16 protein-coding genes are annotated in these 17,442 nt (G+C 64.1%); 6 read left to right on the top strand and 10 right to left on the bottom strand.

The features are described from left to right. Positions 1 to 145 precede the first annotated feature (145 nt). The 5 genes from ACODS0_RS13845 to ACODS0_RS13825 form a co-directional block, all read right to left on the bottom strand. Complete coding sequence (locus tag ACODS0_RS13845) at positions 146 to 1,426, bottom strand: cytochrome P450 (RefSeq protein ID WP_060987181.1); 1,281 nt, start codon at positions 1,424 to 1,426, stop codon at positions 146 to 148. A 33-nt stretch (positions 1,427 to 1,459) separates the two neighbouring features. After that, entirely contained in the window at positions 1,460 to 2,029 is a 570-nt protein-coding gene (locus ACODS0_RS13840) for an aromatic-ring-hydroxylating dioxygenase subunit beta (protein ID WP_063460664.1), read from the bottom strand. A 37-nt stretch (positions 2,030 to 2,066) separates the two neighbouring features. Further along, positions 2,067 to 3,467, bottom strand: a complete 1,401-nt coding sequence (locus ACODS0_RS13835; protein ID WP_060987182.1) for an aromatic ring-hydroxylating dioxygenase subunit alpha — start codon at positions 3,465 to 3,467, stop codon at positions 2,067 to 2,069. A 159-nt stretch (positions 3,468 to 3,626) separates the two neighbouring features. After that, entirely contained in the window at positions 3,627 to 4,520 is an 894-nt protein-coding gene (locus ACODS0_RS13830; protein WP_488835554.1) for a DMT family transporter, read from the bottom strand. After that, on the bottom strand, positions 4,517 to 5,536 hold the full coding sequence (locus ACODS0_RS13825; protein WP_488835552.1) for an amidohydrolase family protein: 1,020 nt from the start codon (positions 5,534 to 5,536) through the stop codon (positions 4,517 to 4,519). Before ACODS0_RS13825 ends, ACODS0_RS13830 begins: the two co-directional genes overlap by 4 nt. Positions 5,537 to 5,673: 137 nt before the next feature. Here ACODS0_RS13825 and ACODS0_RS13820 point away from each other — a divergent pair, with 137 nt between their 5' ends. From ACODS0_RS13820 to ACODS0_RS13810, 3 genes are all read left to right on the top strand, one after another. Beyond that, a complete protein-coding gene (locus ACODS0_RS13820; RefSeq protein ID WP_488835550.1) occupies positions 5,674 to 6,786 on the top strand; it encodes an aldo/keto reductase in 1,113 nt (370 codons plus the stop codon). Between the two features lie 133 nt (positions 6,787 to 6,919). Beyond that, positions 6,920 to 7,903 carry a Bug family tripartite tricarboxylate transporter substrate binding protein gene (locus tag ACODS0_RS13815; RefSeq protein ID WP_488835548.1) on the top strand — a complete coding sequence of 328 codons (984 nt, stop codon included), beginning with the start codon at positions 6,920 to 6,922 and terminating at the stop codon, positions 7,901 to 7,903. Positions 7,904 to 7,906: 3 nt separating this feature from the next. Beyond that, entirely contained in the window at positions 7,907 to 9,544 is a 1,638-nt protein-coding gene (locus tag ACODS0_RS13810) for an AMP-binding protein (protein ID WP_488835546.1), read from the top strand. Positions 9,545 to 9,552: 8 nt separating this feature from the next. On the opposite strand, the gene ACODS0_RS13805 is transcribed toward ACODS0_RS13810, so the two are convergent. The 5 genes from ACODS0_RS13805 to ACODS0_RS13785 all read right to left on the bottom strand — a co-directional run bounded on the left by ACODS0_RS13805 (position 9,553) and on the right by ACODS0_RS13785 (position 14,361). After that, positions 9,553 to 10,320 (bottom strand): SDR family NAD(P)-dependent oxidoreductase, encoded by a 768-nt coding sequence (locus ACODS0_RS13805; RefSeq protein ID WP_488835544.1) that lies wholly within the window; start codon positions 10,318 to 10,320, stop codon positions 9,553 to 9,555. Between the two features lie 12 nt (positions 10,321 to 10,332). Continuing rightward, positions 10,333 to 11,964: an AMP-binding protein gene (locus tag ACODS0_RS13800; RefSeq protein ID WP_488835542.1), complete on the bottom strand. Its 1,632-nt coding sequence runs from the start codon at positions 11,962 to 11,964 to the stop codon at positions 10,333 to 10,335. 124 nt (positions 11,965 to 12,088) lie between these two features. Beyond that, positions 12,089 to 13,075 (bottom strand): fumarylacetoacetate hydrolase family protein, encoded by a 987-nt coding sequence (locus tag ACODS0_RS13795; RefSeq protein WP_063460672.1) that lies wholly within the window; start codon positions 13,073 to 13,075, stop codon positions 12,089 to 12,091. A gap of 66 nt (positions 13,076 to 13,141) precedes the next feature. After that, positions 13,142 to 13,555 (bottom strand): bacteriohemerythrin, encoded by a 414-nt coding sequence (locus ACODS0_RS13790; RefSeq protein ID WP_233559581.1) that lies wholly within the window; start codon positions 13,553 to 13,555, stop codon positions 13,142 to 13,144. A 110-nt stretch (positions 13,556 to 13,665) separates the two neighbouring features. After that, complete coding sequence (locus tag ACODS0_RS13785; RefSeq protein WP_060987190.1) at positions 13,666 to 14,361, bottom strand: SDR family oxidoreductase; 696 nt, start codon at positions 14,359 to 14,361, stop codon at positions 13,666 to 13,668. Positions 14,362 to 14,499: 138 nt separating this feature from the next. Between ACODS0_RS13785 and ACODS0_RS13780 the strand changes: the two genes are divergently transcribed. The 3 genes from ACODS0_RS13780 to ACODS0_RS13770 are packed head-to-tail and all read left to right on the top strand — an operon-like array spanning position 14,500 to position 17,438. Further along, entirely contained in the window at positions 14,500 to 14,898 is a 399-nt protein-coding gene (locus tag ACODS0_RS13780; RefSeq protein WP_060987191.1) for a Zn-ribbon domain-containing OB-fold protein, read from the top strand. Continuing rightward, a complete protein-coding gene (locus ACODS0_RS13775) occupies positions 14,895 to 16,088 on the top strand; it encodes a thiolase family protein (protein WP_199726993.1) in 1,194 nt (397 codons plus the stop codon). The genes ACODS0_RS13780 and ACODS0_RS13775 overlap by 4 nt, the downstream gene beginning before the upstream one ends. A 48-nt stretch (positions 16,089 to 16,136) precedes the next feature. Beyond that, positions 16,137 to 17,438, top strand: coding sequence for an MFS transporter (locus ACODS0_RS13770; RefSeq protein ID WP_060987192.1), 1,302 nt, complete (start codon positions 16,137 to 16,139; stop codon positions 17,436 to 17,438). Positions 17,439 to 17,442 lie beyond the last annotated feature (4 nt).

Here is a 17,442-nt window from a genome sequence, read left to right as displayed (position 1 = left end):
CCAGATAAAGGAATATGCAAACAAAAGATGAAACCCCGATCGCGCCTGGGACGATCGGGAATCTGCGCCGCGCCGGCCGCGCCGCACATCGCGGCGGGCACGTCCGGCGGGGAATACCGTGCGGCTGATTTGACGGCCTGGGGCTTCAGTCCCAGATCACGGGCACAGAGGACGCGCCGCGCAGCATGCTGCCGGCGATCACGGGCGCGGGGCGATCCGGATCGAGCCGGATGTTGGGGAACAGGTCGAGCACCGCGTTGATGGCGATGGAAAGCTCCATCTTCGCCAGGTACTGGCCGATGCACATGTGCGGGCCGAAGCCGAAGGTGAAGGACGGCTTCTGGCGGCGGTCGATGTCGAAGGTGTCGCTGTTATCGAAGATCTCTTCGTCGCGGTTGGCGGAGGCGACCACGCACTGCACCATCGCATCCCTTGGGATCTGCACGCCCCGGATCTCGACATCGCGAACGGCCTGGCGCACCTTGACGGTGGACACGGGCTCGAAGCGCACCCCCTCGTCGATCAGCTTGGACACCAGGCTGCGATCGTTGCGGACCCGTTCGACCAGGGCGGGACGCTGCAGCAGCAGCGTCATGATTGAGCTGAAGGTCCGGGTGGTGGTTTCGCCGCCGGCGGCCACCATCGAACGCGCGAAGGTCGTGATTTCGTGGTCGTCGAGCTTGCGCCCCTCGAATTCGGCGCGCAGCAGGCGGCACACCAGGTCGTCTCCGGGAGCTCCTTCGGCGCGGCGGCGCTTGACCAGCGCCATCACGGTCTCATACAAGGTGTTGGTGGCCTTCATCGCGCGCTCGCGGGACGCGGCCTCCTCGGCCGGGTCGATCTTCGGGCCAGCCAGCACGGTCAGGCCCATCGCCGCGTACTCGTAGAAATTGCCCAGTTCCTCGTCGGGAAAGCCGATCAATCCGTAGATGACGCGGATCGGGAAGTACAGGCCGAAGTCCAGCAGGTCGGCGCGCTTGTCGGGCACCAGGGGCAGGATGAACTCGTCGCGAATCTGGTGCTCTATCGCGGCGCGCCAGGGCAGCACGGCATCGGGTGCAAACACCGGCTGCAGCAGCCCGCGGGCCTTGCGGTGCGCCTCGCCATCCATGGCCGTGATGACCAGTCCGTCGGCACTGAAAAAGCTGCCGAAGCCCTTGGCCATGAAGCGGCTGTTGAAGGTGGCGGAGTCCTGCAGCACGTTCTTGACGTCGTTGTACTTGAACAGGGTGAAGGTCGGGTGGCCGTGGTTGGCACCGGCATGCGTGGGCACGCCGATGCTGTTCATGAAGTCGCCGGTCGCGACCGGCGACGTCGCGCGCCTGTCGCGGCACACCGCGTACAGGTCGATGTCGGTCCCTCGGTAGTTGGCCGAAAGTGCAGCGAAAGCCTCTTCGAGCTTCTCGGAACGATAGGTGGTTTTCATTTTTTCCTCAAAGGTGGAAGGCGACACCGCAGGTCACAGAAAAATGCCGAGGTTGGGCGTGCCGAGCACGGATTGGTCAATCAGGACCTCGCGCCGCGCCAGTTGCAAGGCGCCGCCCTCCTTGCGCAACACGTCATGGCGGTCGCAGGGGATCAGGTCAAAATAGTCAAAATCGAATCGGTTCCGGGTGAGAAGCATGTAGCTCTGCACCTTGAATTCATTCGGCTTGTCGGTCTTGTAGACGCGCACGTTGCTGACCATCCGGCGCGTGCGCGAGGGAGGGTCTTCGCACCAGGCGCTGCGGGTTTCCGTGATACGGCGCACGCGCAGCATCAACGAGGCATAGTTGTCGTGCATGTGCTGAACGGTTCGAATGGTCGTGCCGTCCTGCATGCGCACAGGGCGTGTCAAGCGCTGCGGGACGTTGTATTCGATGTCCTGCGCCAGCAGCGCGCGCCATTCGTCAAAGCGCAGTTCATCGAGCATCTCCGCCTCGTCAATGAGGAATTCGACGCATTCGTTGTAAAGGGGACTGCCGACAGGCATGCGGTTGCCGCGCACGGTGGATGGCAGAGGTGTGGGTTCGAGCAGGTTGGCAAGCATGGTGATCTCCTGGTGGTGAAGGGTTGGCATCGGCGGCTCAAGACTCGCGAGTCATCAGCTCGTGCCAGTACTGCCAGAAGCTCCAGTTGGTGTCGTCCTTGGTGAAGCCGCTGCCAACATGACCGGGACCCGGCCAGCCGTCAGGCTTGCCGGTCTCATACTTGGCTTGGTATTTGAGCGTGATGTTCTTGCTCATCGCCCCTTTGGAGACGATGGTCTGGTGCGGCCAGGTGTCCGAGTCGTCCTGCTCCACCATGCCGGAAGTGCCCAGGAACTGGCAGGAAATGCGCAGCATCGCGGCCTTCTGCTCGGGCGGCGTATCCTTTTCTGCCAGGATCCAGTTCATGAACATGAACTTATCCGGCCCCATGGGCACATAGGTGTGCAGGGCCATCGCGCCCGTCACCTTGCCATCGGCCGTCGGCAGGTAGATGAACTCGAACAGTCCGTTGGGAAAGAAGTTGCCCACTTGCGGCGGGTTGGAGCTCATGATCTCGATCTGCTCAGGCGAGAGGCGGCTCACCACGTCGGGGATCATCTCGGCCGTCAAGCCCGGGGGGGGCAGGACAGTGAGCTTTTCCTGGGGCGAAAGCTCGGCTGGATCCCTGCCCGTGATCCGGTGAACCTTGCGGCCCAGATCGATACAACGCATGGTGTGGCCATGGTCAGTCCAGACTTCAACGCCATACATTTCCGGTGTCAGGTCCGCCCCACCCCCTTCGGCATTGGGCTTCTTCGCATAGGGGCCGATCTCACCCAGCCAGCGGTGCAGGGTCAGCGTGTGATAGCCATCGCATGCCCCCTGCTCGGCAGCTGTCTTCCAATTGGCCTTGATGATGAAGCGCTGCGGCGGCCCCAAAACCTCCATGCCACTGGTGGTACGGCACCACATGGTGTCGTAGTAAAACTTTGCGTCTCCCAGGAACTCGTCGAAGGAAGGGCCGTCGAGGTTCCAGGTGGCGAAAATCATGCCGCCGTAGACCGCCACGCGGGCCTTGGTGAGCGAGAGTTGCTCTTTGCTCATCATCTTCCCGTGCATGCACTCCTTGTCGACGGGGGCGCCGATGAAGTCCCCATTGGGCTTGAAGGCCCAGCCGTGGTAGATGCACATGTGGGCCTGGGTGTTGCCCACGTCCAGCGTGGAGACCTTCATGCCCCGGTGGGTGCAGACGTTGAGCACCACGTGCACCTGGCCCTCGCGGTCACGCGTGACGAGGACCGAATCCGAACCCATGTCCCGCTGGACGAAATCTCCCGAGTTGGGTATTTCCGTTTCATGGGCCAGGAAGACCCAGGTCTTGGCGAAGATCTTTTCCATCTCGAGCTGGTACAGCTCGGCATCGGACAAGACCCGCATCTTCACTTCACGGGTATCCAGGTTGATGAGGTCCGAGATTCTGGTTCCGTCGGACAACACCGGATTGCTACGCGTCAACATTTCATCGTCTCCTTGGGACCGGCACGATTGCCGGCATGGAGACAATTTAGGACAGTTTTTCTATTTGTGTTCAACTTCTAGAGGTTTACCCGAAGCCGAAACGCCTGCCCTGTTGATCTATCGCAAATTACCAGGGGGGACTGGCCATGAAAGGCGCCTTCAAGAAGTCTCCGTTCCCGCCGGATGCAAGGCAACGCCAATCGCCAGCATGATCAAGAGCACCGCGGCCCCGTCTTGCCAATGCAGCGCCTCGTTCAGCCACAGCGCGCCCGACAGCAGCCCGAGCACGGGGATCAGGGAAATGCTGACACTCGCTGCGACTGGCGGCAAGGCGCGGGCCAAGGCGAACCACGCCACGTGGCAAAACCCAAAAATCAACAGTGCGTTGTAGGCGATCGCTGCCCAGACCCCTGGCGAGGGCTGGTTCGCGGGCAGGCCATCGGTGATCCCCACATACAGCAGAACCGCGACTGTCGTGATCGCCGTCATCCAGAACCCGATCGCGAGCACAGGCACATCCATGGCGCTACGCCGCAGTTGCTGGGTTCCCAGGGCCCACACCGCGGTTCCGGCCAGCAGGGTGAGCCCGGCCAAGGGAACCCCGCTGAGGCGCGAGAACTCATGCCACAGCAGCAACACCACGCCTGAAGTCGCGCTCCCCACGCCCACCCATTGCGGCCGGGACAGGCGCTGGCGATACAGCAACATGCCCCAGAGCGCCGAAAACACGGGCATGGTGTAGCCGATGATCGCCGCCCGCCCGGAACTCAGGCCCGGCAGTGCCCACATCAGGCACAGGTGCCAGGCCACCATGTTGGTGGTTGCCAGCAGCAGCAACTCGCCCCAGTACCGTCGTGGCAGCTGCAGGGGAACCCGCAGCAGCTTCAGCCCCACCCACAGGCACGGCAGGCCCAGTACCATGGACCAGGCCCGGAATGCCATCGCGGGATAGGCGCTGACGGCTGATTTCATGATGGGCCAGTTCACCCCCCAGAACAGGGTGACGAACACGAGCAGCCAGACCTGGCGTCGGCTCAGGACAAAACCCGTCATGCCGCGACGGAGGTATCGAGTTTCAGCAGGCGGCGCGCATTCCCGCTGCGGATCTTGGCCACGTCGGCGTCAGAAAGGCCCAGTCCGGCGGTCAGGTCGCCATTGTCGTAGGCGCCCCCGAAGTTGGTGCCATAGAGAACCTGGTCGGCGCCCACCACCTCCACCACGGCGCGGCGCAGCGCCGGATGGTGCACGTCCAGGTCGAACCAGAAGTTGGACAGGTAGTCCATGAACGGGCGCTTGTTGCGTGCGTCGGGCGCCATCGACTTGTTCAGCTCGGCCAGGCGCCCGAGCTGGAACACCGCCATGCCACCGGCGTGGTTGATGTAGGTTTTCAGTGCGGGGAACACGTCCAGCGCGCCGCCGCAGATCAGGTACCAGAAGAACAGGGTTTCATCGACGCAATCGCCCACGATCGAGGTGGTCTCGAAACGGTCTTCCGCATGCTTGTCGCCCCACCATACGGACTGGTTGTAACCATGCACCATCAGTGGCACATCCAGCCGCGTGACAGCCTCCCAAACGGGGAACAATTCCTCGCTGTAGGCCTGCAGGCCCTTGAAATTGGCGCCCCCCACGCAGACCCCCTTGGCCCCGAGTTGCGTGACGGCGCGCTCGATCTCGCGTGCAGCCGCCACCGGATCGGCCAGGTTGGCGTGTGCCCAGAAAGCAAAGTGCGCCGGGTCCTGGGCGCAGTAGGCGGACATCTCGTCATTGCAGATGCGCGCGTATTCGCTTCCGAAGTCGTCCGCCCAGTACATGAATGCATGCGAGGGCGTGGACACCACTATCTGGTCCACGCCGCGCTGGGCCATCAGTTCGCGGCGCGCGGCATGCGTCATCTTTGCCAGCAGGTTCGCCTCCGCCTGCTGGTCCGAGGTGGCCTTCGATTTTTGCTTGGTTCCCAGCGCGAAGTGCCCGACGGTGAACCCCTGCATCTTCATGAAAGGCCCCCAGAAATCGTGGCGGTTGAGCATTCCAGGAGTCAGCAGGTGGGCGTGGGCGTCGATCAGCATAGGTCGTCAGGGTGATGGGACGGGGAATGGCCCCCGGGACAGCCGCCCGGACTTGACATCAGCCGAGCCAGCACAGTCTAATGATTGAACACTTATTGTCAATGTGTTTCAATTTCAGTAAAAACCTGAAAGACCCGATGCAATCCACCACATACCACCTGCTTGGCCGTACCGGTTTGCGCGTCTCGCGCCTGTCCCTGGGCACCATGACCTTTGGCACCGAGAACGGTTGGGGCTGCGACCGGGAGACAGCGCGCGCGATGTTCGGCGCCTACCTGGCATCCGGGGGGAATTTCATCGATTCGGCGGACATCTACACGCAAGGCACCGCCGAGACCTGGCTGGGCGAATTCATGTCGGAAACGGGTATGCGCGATCGCGTCGTTCTGGCCACCAAGTACAGCTTCAATCACCAGAACCCGCAAGGTAACCCGAACGCCGCGGGCAACGGCCGCAAGAATCTGATCCGTTCCCTGGATGCCTCGCTGGCGCGGCTGAAGACGGACTATGTGGATCTCTACTACCTCCATGCATGGGATGGCATCACGCCGGCGGAGGAGGTTCTGCGCAGCATGGATCAGTTGGTGCGCGCCGGCAAGATCCGCCACTGGGCGCTCTCGGACGTGCCCGCCTGGTATGGCGCGCGCATCACCACCCTGGCGCAATACCATGGCCTCGAAGGTCCTTGCGCGGTGCAGCTCGAGTATTCGCTGGTGCAGCGCGGCATCGAGTACGAGTTTCCCGCCATGTGCCAGGAAGTGGGCCTCGGGCTGGTGGCCTGGAGTCCTTTGGGCGGCGGCCTGCTGTCCGGCAAGTACCAGCCCAATGTGGAGGCACAAGCACAGCAGGCTGGGCGCATCAAGGCCACCGCCGCGGTGGCGACACCCGCGCTGAACAAGCTGACGCCGCGCAACTGGGAGATCGTCGCGGCGCTCGAATCCGTCGCCAATGAATTGGGGCAGCCCATGGCCAGGGTGGCCATCAACTGGCTGTCGGGCCGCCCGGCGCTCAGCTCGGTGATCCTGGGCGCCACCCGGCTCGAACAGCTGCAGGACAGCTTGGGCGCGCTGGACTTCGAGTTGCCTTCCGAACTCCGTACCCGGCTTGATCAGGTGAGCGCGTTGCCACCGCTGTTTCCCTACAACTTTCTGAGCGCCATTCAGCCGCGCATGCACGGGGGAGCCAGCGTGTCGCCCCACCCTCCCCACTTTGACGAACCTCCTGCGGCTCGCAGTGGCGGCTGGCGCTGAGCGACAGACCAGCGCCCCTGGAGAACCCGCCCATCCATGGCAAATGTCCGGGAAACTCGCACGAAAGAGCCTCGGAGGAACCCGTGAAAATGGCAGACATGGCCTCCCGGCCAATCGAAACGGAGACATCCATATGATTTTCTGGACCCGGCGTCAGATGCTTGGCCTCGCGGCCAGTGCACTCCCGACATGGGCAGCTCCTGGCTACGCCCAAACCACCTGGCCCACCAAGCCTGTCTCGATCACGGTGGCATACGCCGGTGGCGGTGCCATCGACGGGCTGATTCGCTACTGCACCGAGCAGATTCAAAAGCGCCATCCCGAGATCGTGTTCGTCATCGAGTACAAGCCTGGTGCAGGCGGCAACATTGCGGCGGACGCTGTCGCCCGCATGAAAGGCGATGGGCATCAGTTCCTGATGACAGGGTCCTCGACCCAGGCGGCCAACGTCAGCTTGTACAAGACCCTCCCATTCGATCCGGAAAAGGATTTCGCGCCGATCGCCTCCATGGCCACCGTGCCTTACATCCTGGTGGTCAACCCCGCGCGCGTGCCGGTCAGCACGTTTCAGGAGTTCGTCGCCTTCGTCAAATCCAGGCCGGGCCAGTTGAGCTACGCCAGTTCGGCGATCACCGGAAGGCTCGCTGGCGAGATTCTCAAGCAGCGCACGGGATTGCAGGCGACCTTCGTGCCGTACAAGACCTTGGCCCAGGTGGTTTCCGACATCATCGGCGGCCATCTTGACTACGCCTTTGGCGACCCTCAGGGCTACCTGCCACATGTGCGCTCCGGCCGCCTGCGTGCAATTGCCGTGACGACGCGCGCGCGCATCGCCGCCGCCAGCGACATTCCTACCCTCGCGGAGTCGGGCGTCGCTGATTTCGACGTCTCCGCGTGGCTGGCTCTCTACGGGAAGGCCGGGATGCCAGCCTTCGCAATCCAACGCTTCAACCAGTTGATCAACGAGGTGCTGGAAGCGCCCGAGGGCCAGGCATTCCTTACCAGCATCGGGCTGCAGCCACTGCTTGGCAAGCCCGACCAGCTTGCCGCCCTGCAAAAGCGCGATACGCTGGCCTGGGCACAGGCCATCCGGGCGGCAGGCATCACGATCGAATAGTCCATGCCTGAAATCAGTTCCCCGGCCAACGCCAACCCCATGTCGGCAGTCGATCCCGTTTACCTTTGCGAGGGTGCGTTGGGCTTCTGGCAAATTGCCGAGCGACAGCCCAGCCGCATCGCGATCACGGAATCCAATGGCGGCTGCAGCACGTTCGGCGAGCTGCGCGACCGCGTCGATCGCCTGTCCCATGCGCTGCGCGGCTGCGGTGCGAAGACCGGCGACGCCGTCGCGGTGTTGTTGCCGAACTCCAGCGACTGGCTGGCGAGCGCGCTCGCCATCTCGCAAATAGGCGCCTACCTGGTGCCGTTGAATTGGCACCTGACGGCCGAAGAATTGGCCTACCTGTTGTCCAACAGCATGAGCCGCGTGCTGATTGCCGATCATCGCTTTGCCTCCACGGCCAGCCAAGCGGCCCGACAGGCGGCGCTCCCCGAGCAAGGGCGCCTGGCGGTTGCCGGAGACATACCGGGTTTTCGCGATCTGCAGTCCTTGCTGGACGCGCAGCCCGATGGCCCTCTTGGCGACCGGCTGGCAGGCAGCATCATGTTCTATTCCTCCGGCACCACGGGACGCCCCAAGGGAATTCGGCGGCCGCTCACAGGATTGCCCCCCGAAGGGGCACTGGCGCGCACCCTTCCGCTCTATTCGGGCATGTTCGGCCTGCGCGCGGGCAATGGGGCGCACCTGGTCTGCACACCGCTCTACCACGCGGCTCCCGGCTCCCGCGCCATCCAGATGCTGCATCTCGGGCATCGGATCGTGCTGCTGGAAAAATGGGACAGCGAACGCGTGCTCGCCCTGATCGAAAGCGAACGCATCGACAGCGTGCAACTGGTGCCGATCCTGTTCCACCGCCTGCTGCAACTTCCGCAGGCTATCCGGCAGCGCTACGACCTTTCGAGCCTCAGAACCGTCATTCACGCGGCTGCCCCATGCCCGCCGGAGACCAAGCGCCGGATGATCGAGTGGCTTGGCCCTGCTCTGCACGAGTACTACGCGTGCAGCGAGGGAGGGGGCACCTATGTCGGCAGCGACGACTGGCTGCGGCGCCCCGGGACAGTGGGCCGCCGGTATCCGTTCAGCAAGCTCGCCATCCTGGATGAGGGCGGAGCCGAGCTTCCTGCCGGCGAGCCCGGGTTGATCTACATGAATGATGGCTTCGATTTCGAGTATTTCAACGATCCGCAGAAGACCCGTTCCGTCAAGCGCGGTGACCTGTTCACCGCAGGAGACTATGGATACCTCGATGAGGAAGGCTGGCTTTACCTTTGCGACCGCCGCTCCGATCTCATTCTTTCCGGCGGCGTCAACATCTACCCTGCCGAGATCGAGGCCGTTCTGATGCAGCATCCTGCGGTATCCGACGCAGTCGTCGTGGGACTGCCGGATCCCGAATGGGGCCAGAGTGTCTGCGCATTGGTCCAACCCCGCGAGCCGGCCCCATCGCACGCGCTGGAGGCGTTGCGTGCCGAGCTGATGGCGTACTGCGGGCAGCACCTGGCTTCCTTCAAGCGGCCCAGGCACCTCCTCCTCGCGCACGTCCCGCGCACCGATGCCGGCAAAGTTGGCCGCGCTGCAGTCCGGCAAGCGCTGCTGGCGGGAGAACTGCGTCCGCTGGCAGGTGCCGCTCCTGCCTGACCACCGGCTCAGCGCACCATCAGCGTCCCGCCATCGACGGCAAAGATCTGGCCGGTCATGAAACGCGCCCCGGGAGATGCCAGGAAGGCGAGCACCGGCACCAGATCCTGCGCCAGGTCGCCCAGCTTGCCGCCCAGCGGGATCACCCTGGCCATCAGTGCATCGTGCGCGCTCAGTTGCTCCGGGCTCATTTCGGAACGGGTCTGGTCATACATGGGCGTCCAGATGGCCGGGGCGATCGCATTCACGCGGATGTTGTAGGGCCCCCATTCCTGGGCCACGGTGCGGGTCCAGGCCAGGACAGCCCCTTTGGCGGCCGAATAGGCAGACTTGTTGGGAAGCCCCAGCGCGCCAGCTGCGGAAGCGAAGTTGATGATGCTGCCGCCCTGCTCCCTCATATGAGGAAACACCGCCCGGTTCATCAGGAAGGTACCCGTGGCATTGACAGCAAAGACCTTTTCCCACAACGCCAGACTGGTCCCTTGCGCCGGCGAAGACGGCGCGATGCCCGCGGCATGGATCAGCACATCCAGGCCGCCCAGGCGGGTGCAGGCGGCATCGACCGCGCGCGCAACCGAGCCCTCGTCGGCCACATCGACCTCCATGAAGCCCCATGCTCCCGCCGCCGTGGCAACGGCTTCGCCGCGTTCGCGGTTCAGGTCCATGGACACGACCAGCGCCCCCATGCCCGTCAGCGAGCGCACAAGGCCCTCGCCCATGCCACTGGCCCCTCCGGTGATGAGGATGCGGCGGCCGGCCAATTCTGAAACGGACATGGTGGCGCTCCTCTAACGCTGCACTTTGATGGTGGAGGACTCGATGTCCCAGGTGGCAGGCGTCACCCCTTCATCGCGCAGCTGGTATTTCAGAACCCGCCCCTGCGGATTGACCGGCAGTTCGACCCGGAACTCGATGTAACGGGGCACGGCGTAATAAGGCACCCGATCCACCATCCAGCGGCACAGGGCCTCTTCGGTGAGTTGGGCACCCGCCACCCGCTTGGCTGTGACCTTCAGGTCGTCCTCGCCCAGGTTCGACCGCACGGCATGAACCGCGACCTGCTCGATGTCGGGGTGCTGCAGGATCGCCGATTCCATCTCGAAGCTGGAGATGTTCTCCCCCCGCCGGCGCAGATAGTCCTTCTTGCGGTCCACGAAGTAGAAGAACCCGGCCTCGTCGAACTTGCCAATGTCTCCCGTGTGGAACCACATGTTCCCCATCACCTTCTGCGTGTCCTCGGCCCGGCGCCAGTAGCCCTTGAACATGATGTCGGGATGAAGGGGCCGGCACACGACCTCGCCGGCCTGCCCGGGCGGCAGCGGATTGTCCTGGTCGTCGAAAATGCGCACGTCGAACTCGGGAGCGCACCGCCCCGACGAGCCTGGAGGAACCGGCTCGCCGGCTGGCACCGACGTGATCAGCGCCTCCGTCAGGCCGTAGGCGTTGGAGCCGATGTGGCGCGCGCCGAAGCGGATGCGCCAGATCGCCTTGATGTCTTCCGTGAACGGATTGCCCTTGACCGTGTGGATCTGGCCGAAGCAGCGCCTCATCGCGTCATTGTCCGGTGCCTGGGCCAGCAGCGTACCCAAGGCGCCCAGGATGGACACCACGGTGGCCCCGGATGCCTCCACGGCCGGCCAGAAGCCGCTGACCGAGAACCGTGGGGCGATCGAGATCGTTCCACCCACCAGCAGCGTGGACACCACGCCGGTCGCGATCGCGTTCATGTGGAACAGCGGCAACGGGGTCCACAGCACGTCTTTCGGGCCGAACGGCGCAGCCCGCAGGAGCAGGCGCGCCACATGGCACATCTGGTTGCCGCTGATCATGCAGCCCTTGGAAGGCCCCGTTGTCCCGGACGTGTAGATAAGGGCGTTGAGCGCGGCCGGGTCGGGCAGCTCGGCCAGGGGCGTGGTGTCGTGCCCCCGGTGTTCGTCAAGGCTTTCGATTGCAAAACCAACGTCTGGACAGCCATTCTCCACAACCCCGCGCACCAACAGACGCCTAATGCCTTGAAGGTGCCCGGCCACCTCGAACAGGCGCGGAGCGTAGGCCGCATCGCACACCACGATCTCGGCCCCCGAGTCGGCCACCTGGTGGCGCAGGAACTCGCCCTTGAGCGCCGTGTTCAACGGAACGCTCACGGCCGACAGCTTGTTGAGCGCGATCCAGAGAACCACGGCGTCAAGGTGGTTGTCGAACAGCGAAGTGACGGTGGCGCCGGCCTTCACCCCCAATGCCTGCAGCGCATGGGCCATGCGGTTGCTGAGAGCGTCAAACTCGGCGTAGGTGGTTTTCTCGCCACTGAAATCGAACAGGATTTTGTCCGGATGCGCGAGAACCGCGCGGGCCAAGGCCGCCACGGGAGTGTCGCGCAGTCCCGGCGTCCAGCCAGGTGCGCTATCAATGTCTTTGCTCATTCGATGTGCCCTGCCGCGACCGGCGGCAGATTTTTTGCGTTGTGTGAAGGCGCCGATCGGAAGCATGCTGCATGCCACCGCGGCGACGGAACCAGGGCGCCCGCCCGTGGGTGGAGGACGCCCATCAAGGCTGCGTGATGCGCGTACGCAGCAGGCCGATGCCCTCCACCTCTAGTTCCACGACATCGTCAGGCTTGAGGTAGCGCATCTGCTCCAGGCCACAGCCATTGCCCACCGTTCCCGACCCGATGAACTCACCGGGATGCAGGGTTTCGGAGCGCGAGACATGCGCGATCACATCCTCGAACTTCCAATACATGTCGCGCGAATTGCCGCGCCCCCATTCCTCGCCATTGACACGGGCGACCATGTTCAGGTTGTAGGGATCGGGGAGCTCATCGGCAGTGACCAGGCAGGGCCCCATCACGTTGCTGGTATCGAAGTCTTTGCCCTTGGCCGGCCCCAGCATGCCGCCCATTTCCACGGCCTGGGCATCACGCGCGCTGATGTCATTGAAGATCGTGTAGCCAAAGATGTACTCGCGCGCCTTCTCTTTGGGCACGTCCTTGGCCCGCGCGCCTAGGTAGAAGCCGAACTCGAGCTCAAAATCGAGCGCCTTGCTGTAGCCGGGCCACACGACATCGTCGTCCACGCCGATGGTCGCAAAACGGTTGCATTTGTAGTAGATGGGCTGGCGCAGGAAGGTCTCGATCGCGCGCTCGTCTGAGCGGGTGTTCATGGCCTTCAGTGTGGCCTCCGGATCCGGTGTGCGCGCCGCGCGTGCCCGCCGTGCTGCCGCATAGCTCTGGCGCAGATGCAGCTCGAAGCAAGAGGCATCGCGCATTTGCGGTGGCGGTTGGATGGGCGCCAGGATTCTGACCGCGCTGCGCTCCCGGACGGCCGCACGGGGCGCGCGCGCGATCAGGTCGCGCGCAAGCTCGGAGGCAGCGGGCCCCGCTTCGATCAGCGCGAGGATGCTCGCCAGTGCGTCCGCGCTGCCGCCATGCACGGTCTGCGCCGCCTGCCGCAAGTCAAGCACCGCTTGGTCGCCCTCGATGAATGCGCCTGCGCGGGCGGCTTCGCCTGCAGCCTGAAATGTTACCAGTCTCATATTGATCGTTTCTCTTGTGGGGGGATTGAAAACCAGGGGCAAAGCGCCTCTAGCGGGAACGAAGACTCAGTTGGCCGGCGGCAGAGGCGGCGCGTCAGCGGGCTCCAGCCGGCGGCGAAGCACCACCGGCGCTCCACCATGGCTGCGCTTGACCAGCCATTGGGCAAGCGAAGCATCCATGTAATCAGCGTGTCCTGGGAACCAATTCGCGAGCGCATGGGCGAGATCGCGGGCTATCTGCCCTGGACCGCCATTGCGCAGAATCTCCTGCACCTCGTGCACGGAACGCAGAACCGCCGTATGTTCGTCCACATGGCACTGTGCGGCAGGAAACCCGGTGGAGTCCATCCAGCGCCGCTCCTGCTCGAAATGCTCGACGGCATGTGCTTCGAAAGCGGCAAGGCACCCCGCAAGATCGACATCTTTCGCTGTTTGAAGGGCCGCCACGCACGCGACAAATTCGCGATGGGTGCCATCCATGTCACCGTGCCCAAGCAAGTAGCGATCGGACCAAGCCATGGCATTGCCGCCGCCCTCTCCAACGGCCCCGGGTGACGAGTGCTCCTGGGACAAGCGCATGTCTTCCATGATCACACCCGACCGGCCACCGGAATGCACGCGCCTGTGACGGCGCTGGCATCGTCCGACAACAGAAACGCGATGACGGCGGCCAGCGAGCGCGGCGATACCCAGCGCGCGGTGTCGGCATCGGGCATATCGGCCCGGTTGGCAGGCGTGTCCAGAATGCTGGGGCACACAGCGTTCACACGCACGCCACGATCCTTGACCTCCTCGGCAAGCGCTTCGGTTAGCCGCGCGACGCCAGCCTTGGACGCCGCATAAGCCCCCATTCCCATTCCGGCCTTCTGTGCAGCCAGCGCTCCCACGTTGACGATGCCTGAGCCATCGGCCGCCAACAGCCGTGGCAGAGCCTCCCGGCACGCCACCACGGTACTGCGCAGATTCATCGCATAGAGCGCATCCCACGACTCCAGGGTTCCGCTCTCCAGCGTTTCCCATCGGAACCCCCCGGCGGCGTTCACCAGGCCATCGAAGCCCTGGAGCCGCTCGCTTGCCTGCTGGAATGCGGACCGTGTGGCATCCGGGTCGGTCAGGTCAATGCCGCCGATCACCGCCGTGATCCCAGGCACATCCTGGGCCGCAACACGATCGAGCAGGACAACGCGGGCTCCCTGCTCGACCAGCACGGCCCCCACGGCACGGCCCAGCACGCCCAGGCCGCCGGTCACAACGATATGGCGGTTCGCCAAAGAATGTTCACTCATAGATGCAGATGGTTGGTAGAAACCATTAGTTAGACACATTGACGCAATTTGTTCAGATATTAAACTCTCTCAACCCGCCTGCGTCAATTCGTAGCGGCCCTGATTCAACCCACTGCCAGCCCGACATACCCCGCGTTCATGCCACGAAAACTGCCCCAGATCACCAGCGACTCATCGGCCTTTTGGCAGGGAGGGGAATCGGGCCGACTGATGATCCATCGCTGCAGCACCTGCCGGCGGTTCTTTCATCCACCCGCTCCGATCTGCCCATTCTGTGGTTCGCTGGATGTGGCGCCGCAGGCCACAAGCGGCCGCGGCCGCATCGCCACCTACACCATCAACCACCAGGCGTGGAAGCCCGAGCTGGCCACCCCCTACGTCGTGGCCATCGTCGAGCTCGACGATCAGCCCGGCCTGCGCCTGCTCAGCAACGTCGTGGAATTAGTGCCCGATCAGGTGCGAATCGGCATGCCGGTGCATGTCACTTTCGAGCAGCACGAAGACGTCTGGCTCCCTCTGTTCAAGAAAGCCGAATGATGTTCGACCATCTGTACGAAAAAAACGTGGCGATCGCCGGCGTAGGCCAATCCGAAGTGGCCCGCCCATCCGACAAGTCCGCCATGCGCCTGACCCTGGACGCATGTCTGGAAGCCATTGCCGATGCGGGTCTCACGCGAAAGGACATCGACGGCGTGGCTTGCTGGCCAGGCGACAACAACAATGGCAACAGCTTTTCCCCGGTGGGCCCCAATGCGCTGATCGGCACGATGGGGCTCCACGTCAACTGGTATGGCGGCGGCTACGAAGGGCCGGGGCCACTGGCCGGCGTGATCAACGGCGCGATGGCCATTGCCGCGGGCCTGTGCCGCCATGTGCTGGTGTTCCGCACGATCACCGAAGCGAGCGCGCGGCGGCTCGACAAGAATGCCAACGCCTTGAGCAACAAGACCGCCGGGCGCGACAGCAGCTTCTTCTGGCAGTGGTACACCCCCTATGAAGTGCACTCGGCCATCAACCTGATGGCCATGTACGCGCAGCGGCACTTCCACGAATACGGGACCACCCCCGATCAGTTGGCGCAAATCGCCCTGACCTGCCGTGCCAACGCCGAGCTCAATCCCAAGGCTGTGTACCGCACGCCCATGACCATGGACGACTACTTGGCCTCCCGCATGATCTCGACGCCCCTGCGCATGTTCGATTGCGACGTGCACTGCGACGGGGCGACGGCCATCGTGCTCTCGCGCATGGATGCGGCGCGCCATGGACCGAATCCCCCCATCCGCCTGGAGGCCATCGGTTCGGCATTGCACCAGCCCTGGTCCTGGGATCAGGTTTCCCTGACCGGCGGGGCCAGCATCGACGCGGCACGCATGATGTGGCAGCGAACCGATCTCAAGCCGGCTGATGTCCGCAGCGCCCAGTTGTACGACGGCTTTTCCATCCTGACCCTGCTCTGGCTGGAGGCCTTGGGCCTGTGCCCGGCGGGCGAAAGCGGCCGCTTCGTCGAAGGCGGCACGCGGATCGCCCGCGACGGCGCCCTGCCGGTGAACACCAATGGCGGCCAGCTCTCGGGGGGAAGAACCCACGGCCTTGGGTATGTGCACGAGGCTTGCACCCAACTCTGGGGGCGCGCCGGACAGCGCCAGATCGCGCCGCACCAGGTAGCGGTCGCGGCGGCCGGCGGAGGCCCGCTGGCCGGCTCGCTTCTGCTCGTGCGCGAGTGAACCGGCCCTGGCCCTACCTGCCCTTCCCTTCCCCATTGCCGGCACCCTATGACACAACCTCTCCCCACCTCTTCACATACCGCGCATGGCCTGGGCATCGATCTGACCGAGTTCAAGAGCGCGTGGCGCATCGTGATTCTGGCCACGCTGGGACTGGCGATCAACTCCAACTCATCCATGCTGTATGCCTACGGCGCGATGATGGTTCCGCTGCAGCAGACCTTTGACTGGGCCCGCGCGGATCTTCAGTCGGCAGTGAGCTTCATGTTTCTGGGATCGGTGGTCGCATCCCAGATCGTGGGCTGGCTCAATCTGCGCTTTGGCATGAAGCGCGTCACGGTGATCTCGCTGTGCATGCTTTCCCTGGCCTTCATCGCCATGACGCGCTTGGGGCCTTCGATCGTGACGCTCTACCTGGGCTTTTTCCTGATGTCCATGGCCAGCATGGGCACCATGCACGTCACCTGGACCCATCTGGTGAACCTGTGGTTCGAGCGCAACCGCGGCCTGGCTCTCGCGCTGGTTCTTTCCGGCACCGGTCTAGCCGCCATGCTCATTCCCTCGGCGGTGAGCGCCGTGATCTCGCAATGGAACTGGCAGGCGGCCTTCTGGCTTCTGGCGGCCCTGCCAATGATCCTGGTGCTGCCCCTGGTGCTGGCCTGGATGAAAGAGCCTGCCCGCGCCCCGGCCCGCAAGCACAGCGAGTCAGCATCGTCAGCAGGTGCCGTGATCACGGGTGCCTCGCTGCGCGAAGGCCTGCGCAATCCCCGCTTCTGGCTTCTGAACATCGCCTTGTCCATGGTTGTGGCCTGCGTGGTGACGCTGGTCACGAATGGTGTCCCCCTGTTGCGCGACAAAGGCCTGGAGGCAGGGGATGCAGCGCGCATCTTCGGCAGCTTTGGCTTGTCGCTGATATTGGGGCGGGTCGTCGTGGGCTACCTGGTGGACCGCCTCTGGGCGCCTGGCGTGGCCGCCGTCGCCCTGGGGCTGCCGGCCCTGGGGTGCCTGCTCCTGGGTATCAGCGGCGCGAACGATACCGGCTGGCTCGTGCTGGGTGTCATGCTGGTGGGCATCGGCGCGGGTGCCGAGTTCGACCTGGCGGCCTTTCTCGTCTCGCGGTATTTCGGCATGCGCGACTACGGCCGCCTGTTCGGCATCCACCTCGGGCTGATCACGCTGGCTTCCACGCTGGCCCCATGGCTCTTCGGGCAACTCTACCGGAGCACCGGCTCGTACCAGGCGACGTTGTGGGTCTGCGGGCCCATGTTTCTCTTTGGTGGCCTCGCGTTGCTCTCGTTGGGCCGTTATCCGATCTTCGAGCGCAAGACCGCCCCTGACCAAACTCTTTGAAGCA

The sequence above is a fragment of the Acidovorax sp. FG60 genome (genome assembly GCF_057808995.1).
Note: the sequence above shows the minus strand (reverse complement) of the source record. Positions and strands in the feature narration are given on the sequence as shown.

Bases quoted from the DNA above. Each gene is read 5' to 3' on its own strand.
- ACODS0_RS13840 (WP_063460664.1), bottom strand. From the start codon at position 2,029: ATGCTTGCCAACCTGCTCGAACCCACACCTCTGCCATCCACCGTGCGC.
- ACODS0_RS13845 (WP_060987181.1), bottom strand. From the start codon at position 1,426: ATGAAAACCACCTATCGTTCCGAGAAGCTCGAAGAGGCTTTCGCTGCA.
- ACODS0_RS13770 (WP_060987192.1), top strand. From the start codon at position 16,137: ATGACACAACCTCTCCCCACCTCTTCACATACCGCGCATGGCCTGGGC.
- ACODS0_RS13795 (WP_063460672.1), bottom strand. From the start codon at position 13,075: ATGAGACTGGTAACATTTCAGGCTGCAGGCGAAGCCGCCCGCGCAGGC.
- ACODS0_RS13800 (WP_488835542.1), bottom strand. From the start codon at position 11,964: ATGAGCAAAGACATTGATAGCGCACCTGGCTGGACGCCGGGACTGCGC.
- ACODS0_RS13810 (WP_488835546.1), top strand. From the start codon at position 7,907: ATGCCTGAAATCAGTTCCCCGGCCAACGCCAACCCCATGTCGGCAGTC.
- ACODS0_RS13820 (WP_488835550.1), top strand. From the start codon at position 5,674: ATGCAATCCACCACATACCACCTGCTTGGCCGTACCGGTTTGCGCGTC.
- ACODS0_RS13835 (WP_060987182.1), bottom strand. From the start codon at position 3,467: ATGTTGACGCGTAGCAATCCGGTGTTGTCCGACGGAACCAGAATCTCG.
- ACODS0_RS13780 (WP_060987191.1), top strand. From the start codon at position 14,500: ATGCCACGAAAACTGCCCCAGATCACCAGCGACTCATCGGCCTTTTGG.
- ACODS0_RS13805 (WP_488835544.1), bottom strand. From the start codon at position 10,320: ATGTCCGTTTCAGAATTGGCCGGCCGCCGCATCCTCATCACCGGAGGG.
- ACODS0_RS13815 (WP_488835548.1), top strand. From the start codon at position 6,920: ATGATTTTCTGGACCCGGCGTCAGATGCTTGGCCTCGCGGCCAGTGCA.
- ACODS0_RS13830 (WP_488835554.1), bottom strand. From the start codon at position 4,520: ATGACGGGTTTTGTCCTGAGCCGACGCCAGGTCTGGCTGCTCGTGTTC.
- ACODS0_RS13775 (WP_199726993.1), top strand. From the start codon at position 14,895: ATGATGTTCGACCATCTGTACGAAAAAAACGTGGCGATCGCCGGCGTA.
- ACODS0_RS13825 (WP_488835552.1), bottom strand. From the start codon at position 5,536: ATGCTGATCGACGCCCACGCCCACCTGCTGACTCCTGGAATGCTCAAC.
- ACODS0_RS13785 (WP_060987190.1), bottom strand. From the start codon at position 14,361: ATGAGTGAACATTCTTTGGCGAACCGCCATATCGTTGTGACCGGCGGC.
- ACODS0_RS13790 (WP_233559581.1), bottom strand. From the start codon at position 13,555: ATGGATGGCACCCATCGCGAATTTGTCGCGTGCGTGGCGGCCCTTCAA.